Source organism: Proteus sp. FME41 (assembly GCF_014897315.1).
Taxonomy (GTDB): Bacteria; Pseudomonadota; Gammaproteobacteria; order Enterobacterales; family Enterobacteriaceae; genus Proteus.
Genome location: NZ_JABUYL010000001.1, coordinates 384,603 through 399,421, shown reverse-complemented (window position 1 = coordinate 399,421; position 14,819 = coordinate 384,603). Strand labels below are relative to the sequence as shown.

The 14,819-nt window shown below is 29.9% G+C and carries 17 protein-coding genes; 8 read left to right on the top strand and 9 right to left on the bottom strand.

What is annotated here, in order from left to right; genetic code table 11:
• The first annotated feature begins 304 nt into the window (after positions 1-304).
• From INT04_RS01955 to INT04_RS01935, 5 genes are all read left to right on the top strand, one after another.
• Complete coding sequence (locus INT04_RS01955; RefSeq protein WP_193014457.1) at positions 305-739, top strand: universal stress protein; 435 nt, start codon at positions 305-307, stop codon at positions 737-739.
• Positions 740-1,044: 305 nt separating this feature from the next.
• Positions 1,045-1,425 (top strand): DUF2628 domain-containing protein, encoded by a 381-nt coding sequence (locus INT04_RS01950; RefSeq protein WP_193014456.1) that lies wholly within the window; start codon positions 1,045-1,047, stop codon positions 1,423-1,425.
• A gap of 273 nt (positions 1,426-1,698) precedes the next feature.
• A complete protein-coding gene (gene cyaB, locus INT04_RS01945) occupies positions 1,699-2,259 on the top strand; it encodes a class IV adenylate cyclase (RefSeq protein ID WP_193014455.1) in 561 nt (186 codons plus the stop codon).
• Positions 2,260-2,718: 459 nt separating this feature from the next.
• Complete coding sequence (nqrE, locus tag INT04_RS01940; protein WP_193014454.1) at positions 2,719-3,318, top strand: NADH:ubiquinone reductase (Na(+)-transporting) subunit E; 600 nt, start codon at positions 2,719-2,721, stop codon at positions 3,316-3,318.
• A gap of 709 nt (positions 3,319-4,027) precedes the next feature.
• The gene (locus INT04_RS01935) at positions 4,028-5,626 is read left to right on the top strand and encodes a methyl-accepting chemotaxis protein (protein WP_193014453.1); all 1,599 of its coding nucleotides are present in this window, start codon (positions 4,028-4,030) and stop codon (positions 5,624-5,626) included.
• A 99-nt stretch (positions 5,627-5,725) separates the two neighbouring features.
• Here the strand turns inward: INT04_RS01935 and INT04_RS01930 are convergent, their stop codons facing one another.
• Positions 5,726-6,463, bottom strand: coding sequence for a phosphatase (locus INT04_RS01930; protein WP_193014452.1), 738 nt, complete (start codon positions 6,461-6,463; stop codon positions 5,726-5,728).
• 276 nt (positions 6,464-6,739) lie between these two features.
• Between INT04_RS01930 and INT04_RS01925 the strand changes: the two genes are divergently transcribed.
• A complete protein-coding gene (locus INT04_RS01925; protein WP_193014451.1) occupies positions 6,740-7,174 on the top strand; it encodes a hypothetical protein in 435 nt (144 codons plus the stop codon).
• A 77-nt stretch (positions 7,175-7,251) separates the two neighbouring features.
• On the opposite strand, the gene INT04_RS01920 is transcribed toward INT04_RS01925, so the two are convergent.
• From INT04_RS01920 to INT04_RS01905, 4 genes are all read right to left on the bottom strand, one after another.
• A complete protein-coding gene (locus tag INT04_RS01920) occupies positions 7,252-8,115 on the bottom strand; it encodes a lipase family alpha/beta hydrolase (protein ID WP_193014450.1) in 864 nt (287 codons plus the stop codon).
• Positions 8,116-8,308: 193 nt separating this feature from the next.
• On the bottom strand, positions 8,309-8,653 hold the full coding sequence (locus tag INT04_RS01915) for an antiterminator Q family protein (protein WP_226893914.1): 345 nt from the start codon (positions 8,651-8,653) through the stop codon (positions 8,309-8,311).
• Positions 8,654-8,923: 270 nt separating this feature from the next.
• Positions 8,924-9,700, bottom strand: coding sequence for a type I methionyl aminopeptidase (gene map, locus INT04_RS01910; protein WP_193014449.1), 777 nt, complete (start codon positions 9,698-9,700; stop codon positions 8,924-8,926).
• A gap of 17 nt (positions 9,701-9,717) precedes the next feature.
• Complete coding sequence (locus INT04_RS01905; RefSeq protein WP_193014448.1) at positions 9,718-9,915, bottom strand: ParD-like family protein; 198 nt, start codon at positions 9,913-9,915, stop codon at positions 9,718-9,720.
• 362 nt (positions 9,916-10,277) lie between these two features.
• On the opposite strand from INT04_RS01905, the gene INT04_RS01900 reads away from it, so the two are divergent.
• Together INT04_RS01900 and INT04_RS01895 are read left to right on the top strand one after the other, a co-directional pair.
• Positions 10,278-11,033 (top strand): hypothetical protein, encoded by a 756-nt coding sequence (locus INT04_RS01900; RefSeq protein ID WP_193014447.1) that lies wholly within the window; start codon positions 10,278-10,280, stop codon positions 11,031-11,033.
• 228 nt (positions 11,034-11,261) lie between these two features.
• Complete coding sequence (locus tag INT04_RS01895) at positions 11,262-11,801, top strand: AAA family ATPase (RefSeq protein WP_193014446.1); 540 nt, start codon at positions 11,262-11,264, stop codon at positions 11,799-11,801.
• A gap of 50 nt (positions 11,802-11,851) precedes the next feature.
• Here the strand turns inward: INT04_RS01895 and INT04_RS01890 are convergent, their stop codons facing one another.
• The 4 genes from INT04_RS01890 to INT04_RS01875 form a co-directional block, all read right to left on the bottom strand.
• Complete coding sequence (locus tag INT04_RS01890; RefSeq protein ID WP_193014445.1) at positions 11,852-12,097, bottom strand: hypothetical protein; 246 nt, start codon at positions 12,095-12,097, stop codon at positions 11,852-11,854.
• Positions 12,098-12,139: 42 nt separating this feature from the next.
• The gene (locus INT04_RS01885; protein ID WP_193014444.1) at positions 12,140-12,541 is read right to left on the bottom strand and encodes a hypothetical protein; all 402 of its coding nucleotides are present in this window, start codon (positions 12,539-12,541) and stop codon (positions 12,140-12,142) included.
• Between the two features lie 348 nt (positions 12,542-12,889).
• Complete coding sequence (locus INT04_RS01880; RefSeq protein WP_193014443.1) at positions 12,890-13,423, bottom strand: dihydrofolate reductase family protein; 534 nt, start codon at positions 13,421-13,423, stop codon at positions 12,890-12,892.
• 215 nt (positions 13,424-13,638) lie between these two features.
• Positions 13,639-13,920, bottom strand: a complete 282-nt coding sequence (locus tag INT04_RS01875) for a DUF5339 domain-containing protein (protein ID WP_193014442.1) — start codon at positions 13,918-13,920, stop codon at positions 13,639-13,641.
• Between the last annotated feature and the right edge of the window lie 899 nt (positions 13,921-14,819).

Here is a 14,819-nt window from a genome sequence, read left to right as displayed (position 1 = left end):
AGCATAAAAATAATTTTAACATTGCTTATAATAGATAAAATTTCTTATTATTATCATTTCTAGCTCTTATTTATATTATATAAACTAATTTAGATTTTCTCCTACCGAATACTGACTCAATCAGTTTACTATTTTCTGCATTTTTTCATATAAAAAATACATAACTCGCAAAAAATAAAAATATTCCTAATTTTTGTACAGTTTTTGATTTTGGCTGATAAGATTAGTAAGTAACTGATGTTTGTATGTACAAAAAAATTAATATCAAAGCCCTAATCATAATAAAGGTTAATTAGGAGCCACTATGACAAAAACAGTGTTAGTACCCGTTGATTTTACAGAGCTTGGCTTATTAGACAAAGTTGTTTCTCACCTAAAAGCACTATCTGTTGCTGATAAACTAAATATTCATTTTTTATCCGTCATTCCAAGTTATGAGTCTTTTGTTGGATTTGCCTTCGCTGGCCAAGACAGACTTGCAAGTGACAAGCAACGTATTGAAATTGCCCTATCAACACTAAAAGAAAACTTATCGCACATTGACATTCCAAACAGTACCACCCAGTTTTATGTTTCTATTGGTAATCCTCGCGATAAAATTTTAGAAACAGCGAAAAAAACGCAAGCAGAACTCATTGTTATCGGTTCTCGTAATCCTGGGATGAAAACTTACCTTCTGGGCTCTACTGCATCGTCTGTGGTTAGCTATGCGGAATCATCAGTATTAGTCGTACGTTAATAGCTCGCTTCATTCTCCATAAGAAATCTGGAATAAGCTATAATCCAGATTTCTTATTCCTTATCTCACAAAATGGCTACAAAATAATATTTTATAATTTTTATTTTTAAGAGTACGTATCAACGATATATTCTTAGAAAAACGTTAGAAAATAATATTAAACTCTCTCGCATTAGCATTTATTATATAAACATCTATATTAATCATCTCTAAAAGATTTATATTGTTCACAATATTAATTTATGTAAAAATACTTTCCTTTCCATTAAAGCTATATTTAATCAACACGGGTAAAAGGAATTAACATGAATAATGAGTATTCTGAAAAATGGCAAGAACGTTTTTCATTTTTTGATAAATACGGTTCGCCTAAAACACCAGAATTTAAAGCAGCCTATAAAGCACTCCCTTTTGGCAAGCGCATTCTTATTGGAATGAATATCTGGGCATTTTTCTTTGGTTTTATTTACTTTCTTATTCTTGGGTTATGGCGTAAAGCATTAACACTATTCGCAATTAATATTGCTATTTTTGTTATTGTCGGATTATTACCTGTTAATAACGGCGTGATCAATGCTATCGGTATCGCTGTTAATATTTTATGGGCAATAACTGCTAATTATGCATATTACTTGAAAGAAGCCAAAAACGATCAGAGTTGGAACCCGTTTGAAGGTGTTTTATAAAAAATGATAAAAGGGACAATATGTCCCTTTTTAGTTTTAGTTTTAGTTTTAGTTTTAGTTTTAGTTTTATGATAATTCAGATTTTCCCCTATTTATTCCACATTCACTCTACTTTTTACTCACTTTAATTATTATTTATATCAACATCACTAATAATTTAACTTTAATATAATTAAAGAAATCTATCTTAAAATAACACTAAAGTTTGATTTTCTAATCAGAAGAAGCTTGAGTTAATGTTATTATATGTTAACGATAAATTAGGAAAAAATTATGACTAATCACTTTCAAGGAAAATTTGAAGCAGAGCTAAAATATCATCTTCAAAAGCCACAAGATTTTATCAAAGCATTGCAAGGCGCTGGTGCAACATTATTCGCTTCCGAAAATCAAGAAACAGATTGGTATATGGAGCCTATTAGTACCCAATTTCCTGTACTAACCATAAGTTTATGTATAAGAAGAATGTCACCTTCTGGAATAAATCTTCTCATCGTTAAAGGTCCCGATTTATCACAATGTGAAGCGGTACGTATTGAAGATGCGGAAAAAACCGTATCGATGTTTACAACACTAGGTTATCACTGCATTCTAAATTACACCAAATCAAGAGAAATCTATTTCTTAAATGAATTTCATATCACTATAGATAAATTAGATAAGTTAGGTTCATTTGCTGAATTCGCTATCATGACGGATGACCAAAGCAAACTCCCTCTTTACACTGAACAATTAAAAAATTTAGCCCTACAGTTCGGTTTTAACGAACGCGATCTTGAGAAAAACAGCTATAAAACACTTATGGTGACTGCCCTTCAGAGTAGCCTACCCTAAAACCCTTGGGGCTTTTTCGCCGTATATTCCCGCCCGCACTGGGCGAGGATTTACGGCAGAATGATTTGATTTTGATACTAGTCTTACCAAAATAACTTTTTTCTTTAATCTTTTTATTAACATATAAGGTAAAAATTTATCACCTCATATTTTTAAAAAAACAAAACATCAAAAACAACACTCATTTCGAAATAATAAACTATAGATATAAGTCTAGAAAATAATAAATTTTATTAACTGTGCCATAATGCAGAAATACTTACTTCAGTGTTAAATTTTTATAAACCTTATTTTTTTCATAATCTTCTCAATAAATTTTTATTTAATGTTTAAAAAATCTCTTATTTTAGGCAAAAAATGTCATTTGGATCTAAAATCAAAGATATTTTTATAATACTACTTATATTAATATGATGTTTTTATTACAATTAATAAAAAAATTTATTACTAGGAGGATTTATGCTTGAAAATTACCTTAATATCTTTATTAAGGCGACTTTTATTGAAAATATGGCACTCAGTTTCTTTTTGGGAATGTGTACTTTTCTTGCCGTTTCGAAAGAGGTTAAAACCTCATTAAAGCTAGGCCTTACCGTTACCGCTTTACTCATTATTGCCACACCAATCAATAACTTAATTTATCATTTTATTTTAAAAAAAGATGTAATTGTCGAAGGTATTGATCTTAGTTTTCTTAGATATATTACTTTTATCGGCGTTTTAGCTGCTTTAGTTCAAATATTAGAGATGTTTTTAGATAAATTTATTCCTTCGCTTTATCATTCTTTAGGAATTTTTCTACCTTTATTGACTATTCATTGCGCTATCTTTGGTGCCACTATATTTATGGTTGAACGTGATTATACGTTCTCAGAATCAATTATATATGGTGCAGGTTGTGGTGTGGGTTGGCTACTTGCAATTATTGCTCTATCCGGTTTACGTGAAAAAATGAAATACTCCGATATCCCTAAAGGATTAAGAGGGTTAGGTATCACCTTTATCACTGTCGGTTTGATGTCGCTTGGCTTTATGTCTTTCTCTGGTATTTCACTTTAAAAATATCTTTATTCCTAATTTTTATGTTTTACTTAATTTGAATTTTTATACATCATTAGTCTCATCTGTAATATCACTATTATCTATAAGCGGAAGGCTAACACCTTCCGTTTATAGTCGTTAACTCTGTTTTCTTACTTATCCCTTCCTTTCGTCTTTTCTATTCATCTTTACTCATCACACAAATAATTCTTACTTATTCTTATATACGGAAGAAAAATAATTTTATTTATAACTCTTTAAATTATTATTACTTTTTTATTTTACGAATAGAATTACTTACGCTATTAAAACCTAATTGTTTAAAAATAAAAAATTAGGTCACATTAAATTAATAATAAATCAACAGGTTAAGGTTTTTCCTTAAAAAAGTCGTATTACATCATTTCTATTTTTTATTTCAACGTTTAATACTTAATTAAAATTAATTAAAAATCAATACATTAGAGAGTGGAAACAATTGAGTTAATAAATTTATCAATAAGAACAATAAATAACCATAAAGAATATTTATAAAATGCCGATACTCTTTTTAGTATTTGAAAAATATCAAAAGGATATATGGCATTAAATCAAAGAGTGACCTAAAAGCATATGTTTACTCATTTCTTATAACTCTTTGTCTATACCAATTACAGGAAGTAAAAATAAAACTTAAAAATCAATAAATTACATAGTTATATTTTTATAAAAAAGGAAATAACATTACATGTTTAAGAACTTCAAACAGCGTTATTTGCCAAACGTCTCATTCAATATGTCGAGTTTAAAAACAACAACTTTAGTTTGGCTTATTACAGGCTCTTTAGTTTTACTTCTTGGCTTAGCTTGTATTCTCTTTCTTTCATCAGTAAATGATTACCGAAGAAATCTAAACAACCTAAATGATATCTATAATGAACAATCACTATTAAATACTACTTGGGAAAACCTACTACAAACACGTAATACCTTAAATAGAGCAAGCTCTCGTCATTTATTAATTATTAATAAAATGGCTACTGCAAATACTGATATTTCAGCTTTATTACAACAAACTAAAGAAAAATTACAACATATCGAAAATGCTTGGGAAAGTTTTAAAAAGGTGCCTCACAACATTGAAAATGAAAACTATTTACAACAACTAGAACAGAAATATACTGAACTTAACGCCGCACTCATTGAATTTTTAGCCTTTTTAGAACAAGGCAAAACATATGAGTATTTAAATCAACCGACACAATCCTACCAAGATAACTTTGAGCAGGCTTACACTCGCTATCATCAGCAATTACAAAAACATTACACCAACTCATTAAATGAAGGAGAGCTACTTTATGATAAAATTATTTACAGCTTAATTATAATTACGTTCCTTATTGTTATTTTCTCTTTCTTAGTTCAGATTGTGTTAAGAAAAAATTTCATTTCACCGCTAAATGCCATAATAAAAAATATCGAAGACATCAGTAATGGTGAATTAGCAACCAATGTGACAACAAAAGGTCTATTTGAGATAAATATCCTCACTGCTAATATTGAAAAAATGCGGAATCAAATAAAACAGATTGTAAATAACATCAATCACAGTGCAAGCCTTATCAATTCAGAGCTAAATGAAATTGCTGCTATGAACAACAATCTTGCGGTACGAGTTGAACAACAATCGGCTGCAGTACTTGAAACGTCCGCAGGAATAAGACAATTAAGTGTAACCTCAAAACAGCATGCAGAAAATACACAAACATCATGCGAGCTCGTAACAAAAACAGATTCAATGATCCATCAGAGTAATGAAATGCTCGCTAATGTAGTTGAAAACATGCATGAAGTTGTCACTTTCTCTGAGCAAATTAATGATATAACTTCTACCATTGATAATATTGCCTTCCAAACTAATTTATTAGCGTTAAATGCTGCTGTAGAGGCTGCTAGAGTGGGTGAACATGGTAAGGGGTTTTCGGTTGTCGCTAAAGAAGTTAGGGAATTATCAATTAGTTGTAATTTAGCTTCAAAAGAGATCAAAGTCCTTGTCGCTAATTCAAGCAAAAAAATAAATCAATGTTTTCAGTTAGCCGCTGACGCAAACGATAATATGGTTGATATTTCTAAGCATACTGAAAATATTAATGAAATGATCCACGATATTTCTATTTCAACCAATGAACAAAGTAATGGCATTGTCCAAATTGAAGATGCAATAAACCAATTAGATCAAACAACACAAGCTAACTCGACAATGACGAGAGAATTAGTAGGTTCACTAGACTCTTTACAAACACAATCTGACAGACTAAAACAGGAGTTAACTGTTTTCCATCAATAATCTATATTCATTGACTTACTTATAAATTCTAAATTTTATTTTCAATAAAAAGCTATCTTAGGATAGCTTTCTTATTTTTATTATTTATTTAATACCACATTAGAAATGATTAAATTCAGGAATTTCTTTTTTACCATGTGATTTTAAAAAATTTAACACTCTTCTTGGTGTCGTGTTTAATATCCGCTCTTGAGGAAACTCTATCTCAGTTAATACATCTAATACTCGATCAAAATTGCCTAATGAAGATGCAATGTGCGAGTCAGACCCTAAAGCAATTAATCCACCTGCATCACGTACCGCTTTTGCTATTTCTATACAGTTTTTCTCACTTCCCATTCTAGAGTGAATAAATGATGAATTATTCATTTCCAAAGCAACATTACAAGCTGCAGCTACTTTTGCTACTTCAATGATATCAATAGGGTATTTTGGATTTCCAGGATGAGTTATTATTTGAACGATGCCACTTGTTATTGTCGCCACTAAAGCTTTTGTATTATCCACAAGACCTAATGATCCCATGACCGGATCATGAAATCCAGCAAGTACAATATCGAGTTTATTGCTCATTCTCTCACTACAATCAGTTTCACCTTTTATATTTTTAATATTGGCTTCTATACCATAAAGAATACCCACACCATCGATAATACGAGGGATCACTGGTAAATTAGAAAAATGCCATTCGTGAGGTGCATCATCCATATCAGGGCCATGGTCAGTTATTGCAAATAATTTTATCCCCTGCTTTTTAGCTTGCTGAAAATATTCACTAACTGTACTGTAAGCATGTGTACTGGCAATAGTATGAGCATGTAAATCAACGGGATACATAAATAACTCCTTTCTAAAAACACCTTAAAATCGATTAGTAATAGCAATAAAAATGGGAAGGAGCGGATATGCTACATTTTGTCTGCTTTCCTTTTTTCCCACTCTAGCAAGAAATGAAGATAAATTTTGATAAATATGCTTTAATCTTTAACATATTATTTAATATCAATTAGATAAATAATGTTTCATTTTAGGGCTATACACCATTATTTTGAAAATATATTGAATTATGTCATTTCATTCTGAATTTAGTATTCAATTTTAAAAAGGTTATTTATGTTCAACTATCCAGCAGTCGCTCATTTTGATGAAGAAAGTGAAACCTACGAAATTACATACCGTGATTTTGATAATATACATGCTGTTGCTTATACAGAAGATGATATTGAACTAGAAGCCTCTGATATTTTACATGTCGGCCTTGAAGAGTTTATTGCAAGCAAAATGCCTATTCCGGTACCATCAAAAGTACAACCAGGTGATTTTATTGTTTATTTACCGCTCATTAGCTGTTTAAAAATTGCTTTACATAATGCAATGTTAGAAACAAAAACTAAAAAATCTGATCTTGCAAGGAAAATGAATCTATCTAGCGCACAAATAGAGCGTTTATTAGAAGTTAATCAAACATCAAAAGTAGATAGCTTAGAACAAGCTCTTTATTTATTAGGTTATGGTATTTCTATCAGTGTTAATAAGAATTGCTCATAATATCATAGCTAAAAATGGCTCTAATAAAAAATTAGAGCCATTTAATTACATCACGATTAATGGGTTGCTATAAAGAGTTACAATTTTTTACTTACTAAGAATTTCGCATGATTAGTATAAATGGCAATAATATCTTCTCCACGTCCTACTAACCCAGCAACCTGATTTACCATATCAAGATGATCTTCTGCATAATCATCTTTAATTAGTTTACCTAATCGCATACTAGTCCGACCGACTAAACCATCGTTTTGACGCTCTGCAAAAAATGCACTTAATACGCGCATTGCTGCATGAGTAGGATCCAGTAAATTACCTTTTTCACCAGCAATTAAACCTTGGATATAACTACCGAATGAATAGTAATGAACACCATTTACGATTTCTTTGCCTTCACCACCACGAACTTCCGGTAATCCTTGTGGGTATTTTTTATTAAATTCAGTAACATTTTCGGTTGTTAATGCTTCTAATGCTGCCACAGCGTCTTGCGGATTACCACGGTTACCCGAAAACGTAGAAATAATGGTACCAATGGCTTTCATTACTGCATCAGCAATATATTCTGGCACACTGTCTTTACGCATAATACGTCGCACTAGATCGGCAATTTCTGAACCATGATTGACACCATTGACAGACGTTACAGAGGCAATATTTTTAGCGTGCTTTGCGGCAACATAACGACAAGCTAATGGACCTTGGCTATGACCAATTAAGTTTACTTTTTTAGCTTTCGTTTCTTTCAGCACTTTTTGCACAAATTCCCAAAGTTGTTCACCACGAACTTCATTCGAATTAAATGCAGAAAGAGATGCAGTAAAAACTTTATGACCATCCTTTTCTAATGCATCAGTGATGCCATAAAAATAGGGATAACCTACGATATCATCAAATCCAGATAAACCATGAACTAAAACAATCGGGTATAAAGTTGACATATTTTCCACTCCTTGGTTTTAAATTAATTTATTTAATTTGCTAAACATCCTATTAGCAATACCTATAACAAAAATTAGAATATAAAAATTATTATACAATATTACATTTTAATATTCTGCTTGTTATAAGTATGATTAGATTAATCTATAATTTACGATCGTAAAGCATTATTTTAATTTATTGCAGATAATCTTAATTAAGACTAGAAAACAGTAACATACCTTCAACTATACCTTCTGCTTTTTTTATTTTTTTTCCAATATAAGTATCTGAACACGATTCATATTTTGCAAGCTGAATAAATGTTTTACCAAAAACATAATAGTCAATAAGCAGTTGATATTCCTCTCTACTGTGCTCCCTGAGTATTGACATTAATTCATTGATTATTATTGCTTTATGATGACAACATTTTTTTCTTAATCTTATCCTCTCAGGAATAACGTCCCTTTTATTGCCACTCAATAAATTAACAATCTCTTGATTATCAGCGATCCAAGATCCCCACCCCGCTAATACTTTTGATATATTTTCCATATTACATCCTTGTTTTTATAAGGTGATAATTGCATCCTGCAACTATTTAGCAATAATTAGCTTAATATGAATATAATGATAAAAGTTTAATTTACAACTTAGTTTTATTCAGATATTGAAGTAAATCATTAATCGATTAATAGAGGTATGAAAATACAATCAAACAGAAATTCTCTTCTAGCTATTTAAATTTAAAAAAGAAATGATATTAAAAATATAAATACTCTTTACTTTTTATTAAAATAGCTAGAAATAGAAAAGCATTAACAATTAGGGTAATGTTTCTTCAGGACGTAAAGTCAATACTTCATACCCATTCGCTGTAACTAAAATAGTATGTTCTGATTGAGCTGATAATTTTTTATCACGAGTGACTACCGTCCAACCATCTTTTTTAGTTTTAATTTTCGCACCACCTTGGTTTATCATTGGTTCAATCGTAAAAGTCATACCTTCTTTTAATTCAATACCTTGTCCTTTAACACCATAGTGTAATACTTGTGGTGCTTCATGCATTTCTCTGCCGATTCCATGACCACAGTATTCTCTTACAACACTATATCCATGACTTTGTGCGAGACTTTGAATAGCATGACCAATATCACCTAATGTTGCCCCTGGTTTTACTTCTTTAATACCTTCCCACATTGCTTGATACGTTATTTGTACAAGCTTTCTCGCAATAGGTGATGCCTCAGGCATAATATACATTTTACTTGAGTCAGCAATAAATCCATTTTTTTCTAATGTAATATCTACATTTATAATATCTTTACTTTTTAAACGCTCATCTACCTTTGGTACGCCATGGCAAACAACTTCATTAATAGACGTATTTAAAACATATTCATAATCATATTGCCCTTTACTTGCGGGCCTTGAATGAAGTTCATTAACAATAAAATCTTCTACTTTATCGTTAATTTCCAGTGTAGAAACACCGGGAACAATAAAATCATCAAGCATTGTAAAAACTTGCGCTAACAAACGTCCTGATTCGCGCATCAATTCAATTTCATCTGTCGTTTTAATCGTTATCTTATCCATTATTTTTCCTTTTATTCTTACTCGACTTCTTGCTTGATGGTCTCTTTTTTCAGCATTTCATTAATAATCATTGGAAACGTTTTATCTGGGTTTAATTCTGCTTGAATACCAATTTTTATCCAGAATTCTGCCTGAGCATTAACAGAGCGTGACATCACATTGCTTGCTTTTCGCAAGTACTCATGTAATTCATCAGAAATTTTTACAATACCCACACCAATCCTTATATACAGATCATAATAAAACATATACGTTATATAATAGAATTAAACCCTTCTTCTTTCAATTGCTATTCGATATAACCATAGGCATAAAATGCCTAAATAAGAAAACAAGGAGAAATACGAGAAAATAAAACTCAGAATAAAGAGGTTATACTTATGCTTTTCATGTACTTCGTTACACCCATCTATAAATTTATAACATTTAGCTTCAGACTAGCCTAAATTACAGCTATTTATTTTTAAATATGACTAACCTCAGAATTAGCTGAGAGACAAATTAGAAAGCAAACGCTAATTTAGTATTAATAAAATTTAGAAACGAATTTCGTATAAATACTAAGGAAAGCAAGAATATGAATCTATTTAAAACCATCGCATCACTTTCGTTATTAAGTAGTATTTTAATACTAACCTCAGGCTGTACAACAATTGAGAGAAATTATCCCACAAGCTTAAGTGTCGCCAACGAGCAAACTGAAAACAGAGCTCTTTCAACAAAATGGGGAGAAAGCTTATCTTCTGTTACTCAGCATGTTGATGCATATCGATTATCAGATACTCCCTCACAAACAACCTCAATATACTATCAAAGTGGAAAACCTGCTGATTCTTATTCAAAAAACACACGTATAAATGAAAGCCCAGTACAGATATCTATATTAACGGAAGATAAAAAAACAATGCCACTGTATAGTGCGCAAAACAACCAACACTTGTTATATGGTAAAGAGAATGATCGTTATATTATTTTCTTACATAATACCAGCCCACGCAAAATATATGAGGTAATTATCACTGTTGATGGTTTAGATGTTATTAGCGGTACAGCGGGCTCTTATCAAAATAGAGGTTATTTATTAAGACCAAGTGATACGTTATTTGTTGAAGGATTTAGAAAAAATGATCAGCAAGTTGCTGCTTTTCGTTTTAGCTCTCCTGATGAGGGATATGTAAATTATAATACGCAAGGTGATAAAAAAAATCAGGGAGTAATTGGTGTTGCACTTTTTGAATCAGAAGAAGGCCAACAAAAAGTGATGAAAAAGTGTAGTTATTTACCAAACCCTTTCCCAAATAGTCACTATGCACCTGAACCGTGTATTCCTTAATCCTTATCCATTCATTTTTTTATTTTAAAGATAGCGTAAATTATTACGCTATCTTTTTGAGTCCTCACAAAATAAGATACTCAAGACTATATTAACATTTCATGTTAGTACACTTTATCTAGTTCCCTTTTTTATGTATATTTAATCCCTAATCACCCTCATGTTAACTTCCTCTACATATCATCCCCCTTTATCATTATTAATTATATAAACTTATTAGGAATTATTATGTCTGAAAAACCGCATCGTATTATATTAACTGGAGGTCCTGGCTCTGGGAAAACCACACTAATAAATGAATTTAAAAATAGAGGCTATCCTTGTTCTTTAGAAGCAGGAAGAGCCATTATTCAAGACCAAAGTATTATCGAAGGAAATGCATTACCATGGATAGATCCTAATGCTTTCGCACATTCAATGCTAATTTGGGAGCTGCGTTCATGGCATGAAGCAATTAACAAAAAACTAATTTATTTCTATGATAGAGGGCTCCCCGATATTGCAGGATATTTATTACTGTGTGGTTTAACTATCCCAAAATACCTTGATAAAGCAATTACATTATTTCGTTATTCAACGAATGTGTTTATTGCACCACCCTGGACTGAAATTTATACTCAAGATAAAGAAAGGAAACAAACAGAAAAAGAAGCAAAAGAGACTTATCTAGCTATGATAGCCGTTTATAAAAAGTATAATTATCATTTAATAGAGCTTCCTAAAATAGAAACAGCCCATAGGGCTGATTTTATTTTTAATAATATCTAAAAATTTATTATCAGCCAGTAGTAATTACTGGCTGATAATAATGTTAGTTTTTAATAAGAAGCCATAATCCGTAAATCAGGTTTTTCTCCCCGCATAATGGCACGTTGTTGTTCGTGAACAGCCTCATTAATTGCTTTTTGCTCTCCTGGTGTTCGGGTATTTTTACCACAAACTAAAGTAGAACACACAGGACTCCCTAATCTGTGACTTCCTGAATCACCCGCACTAAAAGTAACGTTATCAGTTGCACAACCCAATAATAAAAAAGATAATAATAAAGTGATTACTATGCGCATATTTTTCCATATGAAATTAAATTTCAACTTGATATTAAAGTATTAATAAGCATCAAAGGTATAATGTGGTTTTTGTTTCCATTTAAATTCAACTGTTTGTTTTTTTTCATTCCAAAATGGCTCAGGAACAGGCATGGTAAAACTTATTTTTTGAATAGGCTTTATTGTTGAGTTATCATTATTGAGATATTGATTATTTACTAATGACTTTGAGTCATTTAAACCAATCTTAAAAATCTGTCCAAATTTTTGTTTTTCTTCTTGCACTTCCATCTCAAAACGAGATTGCTTTCCTAACATAAAAACCAAGTTATTATTAACTGGTTTACTATCAACATGAAAATTATCAGTATGTATTTCAGTTAATTTGGTTTTAGCTACTTTGCTTGTAGTACAACCCGTACTAACAAATGCAGAAAATAATAAAAATAAAAAGTAATGCATAATATAAATATCAATAAGAAATAGGAATTAATAATTATTTCATAAAAATATTCATCAATAAAATAATTTTTATTATTTTAATAAAAAAAGAAAAATAGACTTAAAAAAGCACCATATAAAATAAATTAAACTATAAATTACAACAAAAAACAAAATAAATGGTTGGCATAAGTAAAATACAAAGTTAGGCCAAAAAGTATTCAATTCATTATTAATATACATACTTAAAACTAATAATGAATTACGTATGAATAATTATAAATCCATGTTTTTAATGTGGATATAATTTAAGTCAACAAAAATGGACATTAAAGAATGTCCGATTAATAAAAATAAGGTTATTTCATTCTATTTTTTTATTTTATAATGTGATTTCACAAGAGAATTTAAATATACTTCTGTTTTATAATGTGTAAACTCTATCTTGTTGTTATTAGACGTAAACAAAGGTATTCCACTGCCTAATAAAATAGGCACTTTAGTTATTATTAATTCATCAACCAAGCCTTCACCAATAAAAGACTGAACTGTTTTTCCACCATCAATATACACTCTATTATAATTATTAAATTTAAGTGTTTTCACTATCTCAGAAGTACTTCCTGATAATATATTAACATTGCTAGGTAATGATAGAGGTAGTTTTTTAAGGGTATCGCTTAGCACAAAAACTGGTTGCGAATATGGCCATTTAATATCAAATCCCATTATTGTTTCGAACGTTATTCTTCCCATAACAATAGCATCTATTTCACTAAGAAAATCGGTAAAACCAAAGTCTGAATTTTCAGGATTCTCAATGTTAGTAAGCCATTCAATGTTACCTTGCTTATCAGCAATATAACCATCTAAACTTGTTGCTATATAAACTATGATATTCATTTTTCATACTCTTTTTTAGAAAGGATATATTAAATTACCATTAAATAAAAAAATTTAAAATAAAAAGAAGCGAAAATAATAGAAAGGCGATAAAAATTAATAAGCTCTTAATTTTTAATTTTAGAAATAAAGAATGAAGTGCATACTTATAAATATAATAAAAAAAAGCCTTATAGTTTTAAACATCTATAAGGCTTGTAGTTATAACGTATAACTTACTGACCTGCAGCCATTTTTTTCATTTGTTCTAATGAATCTAAAGCTTGCTTACAAGTACTTTCTTGAACGTCTTTAGGTAATGCAGCAAATTGTTCTTTAGCTTGAGCATATTGTGCTTTCATCGCTTCAGCTTGAGCTTTAGTTGCATCATTTTTTGCCATTAACTCAACATAAGAGTCAGTTTCTTTAAAATAATCTTCGCATGATTTAGATAAATCAGCAGAAACAGCAACAGAAGAAAGTGATAATAAACCCAATGCTAAAATAAGATTTTTCATAAATATCCTTTAAGTTTAATAAATAGTTAGAAAGAGATTCTATTGTTTTTCTTGAGTTTAGATTATCTCAAGAAAAATAAAAAATAAGGATAAGTATTATCTTAATTAAAAAATAAAATCACATCCAATAATGAGTAATTTAAAAACAAAATCAAAATAAGATGATTAATATTAGCCATCTCTTCTTTTAATTAACAAAAAAAATTATTATTCTTTAATTAATATGCTGTTATGAATTTTTAAAGGAAGAAATTACACAAAATAGCATAATCAAGGGTGTATCTAAACAATCATAGTTATACATTTACTTTTCGATGCAATAAAACAAATTTAACTCACAAATATAGATAAAAATGGAAATTACCAGTATAGACTGGCACGCTTATGGAGTTTTTCCTACCTTTCATGCTCCTAAAAAGAGTAATATAGATATAGTGTTCTATTTAACTTGATTTATAGAAAATAATTTGGAAAGTGATTTTTCACAAGAAAACATCTCTAAACATTAGGTGTTATACGTAAAAAAGAAATGGATGGATGAACACTTTTATAAGTTAGAAAATAATAATTATTTTTAGGTTCTCAATGTATTTTATCTCAAAGATTATCTTATTGTATGAAAAGCCTTGAGAATATTGTGGTAAAAATCCACCTTTAATTATAAACACACATCTAAAATAGAGTAACAAATAATAATTAATTACTTATTTTAACTTTTATCATCATTATATGAAATAAATCATTTAAACAACCATTAACTTATTACGAATTAAATTAACATCCTCTTAATTTAATTCTATTTTTATAATTTTGACGTGATCTATATAAAAGAATCATATGTCACACTTATATATAGTTACTCTGTACTTAATAGGTTCTATTAGTCAGGGGTACGCCCC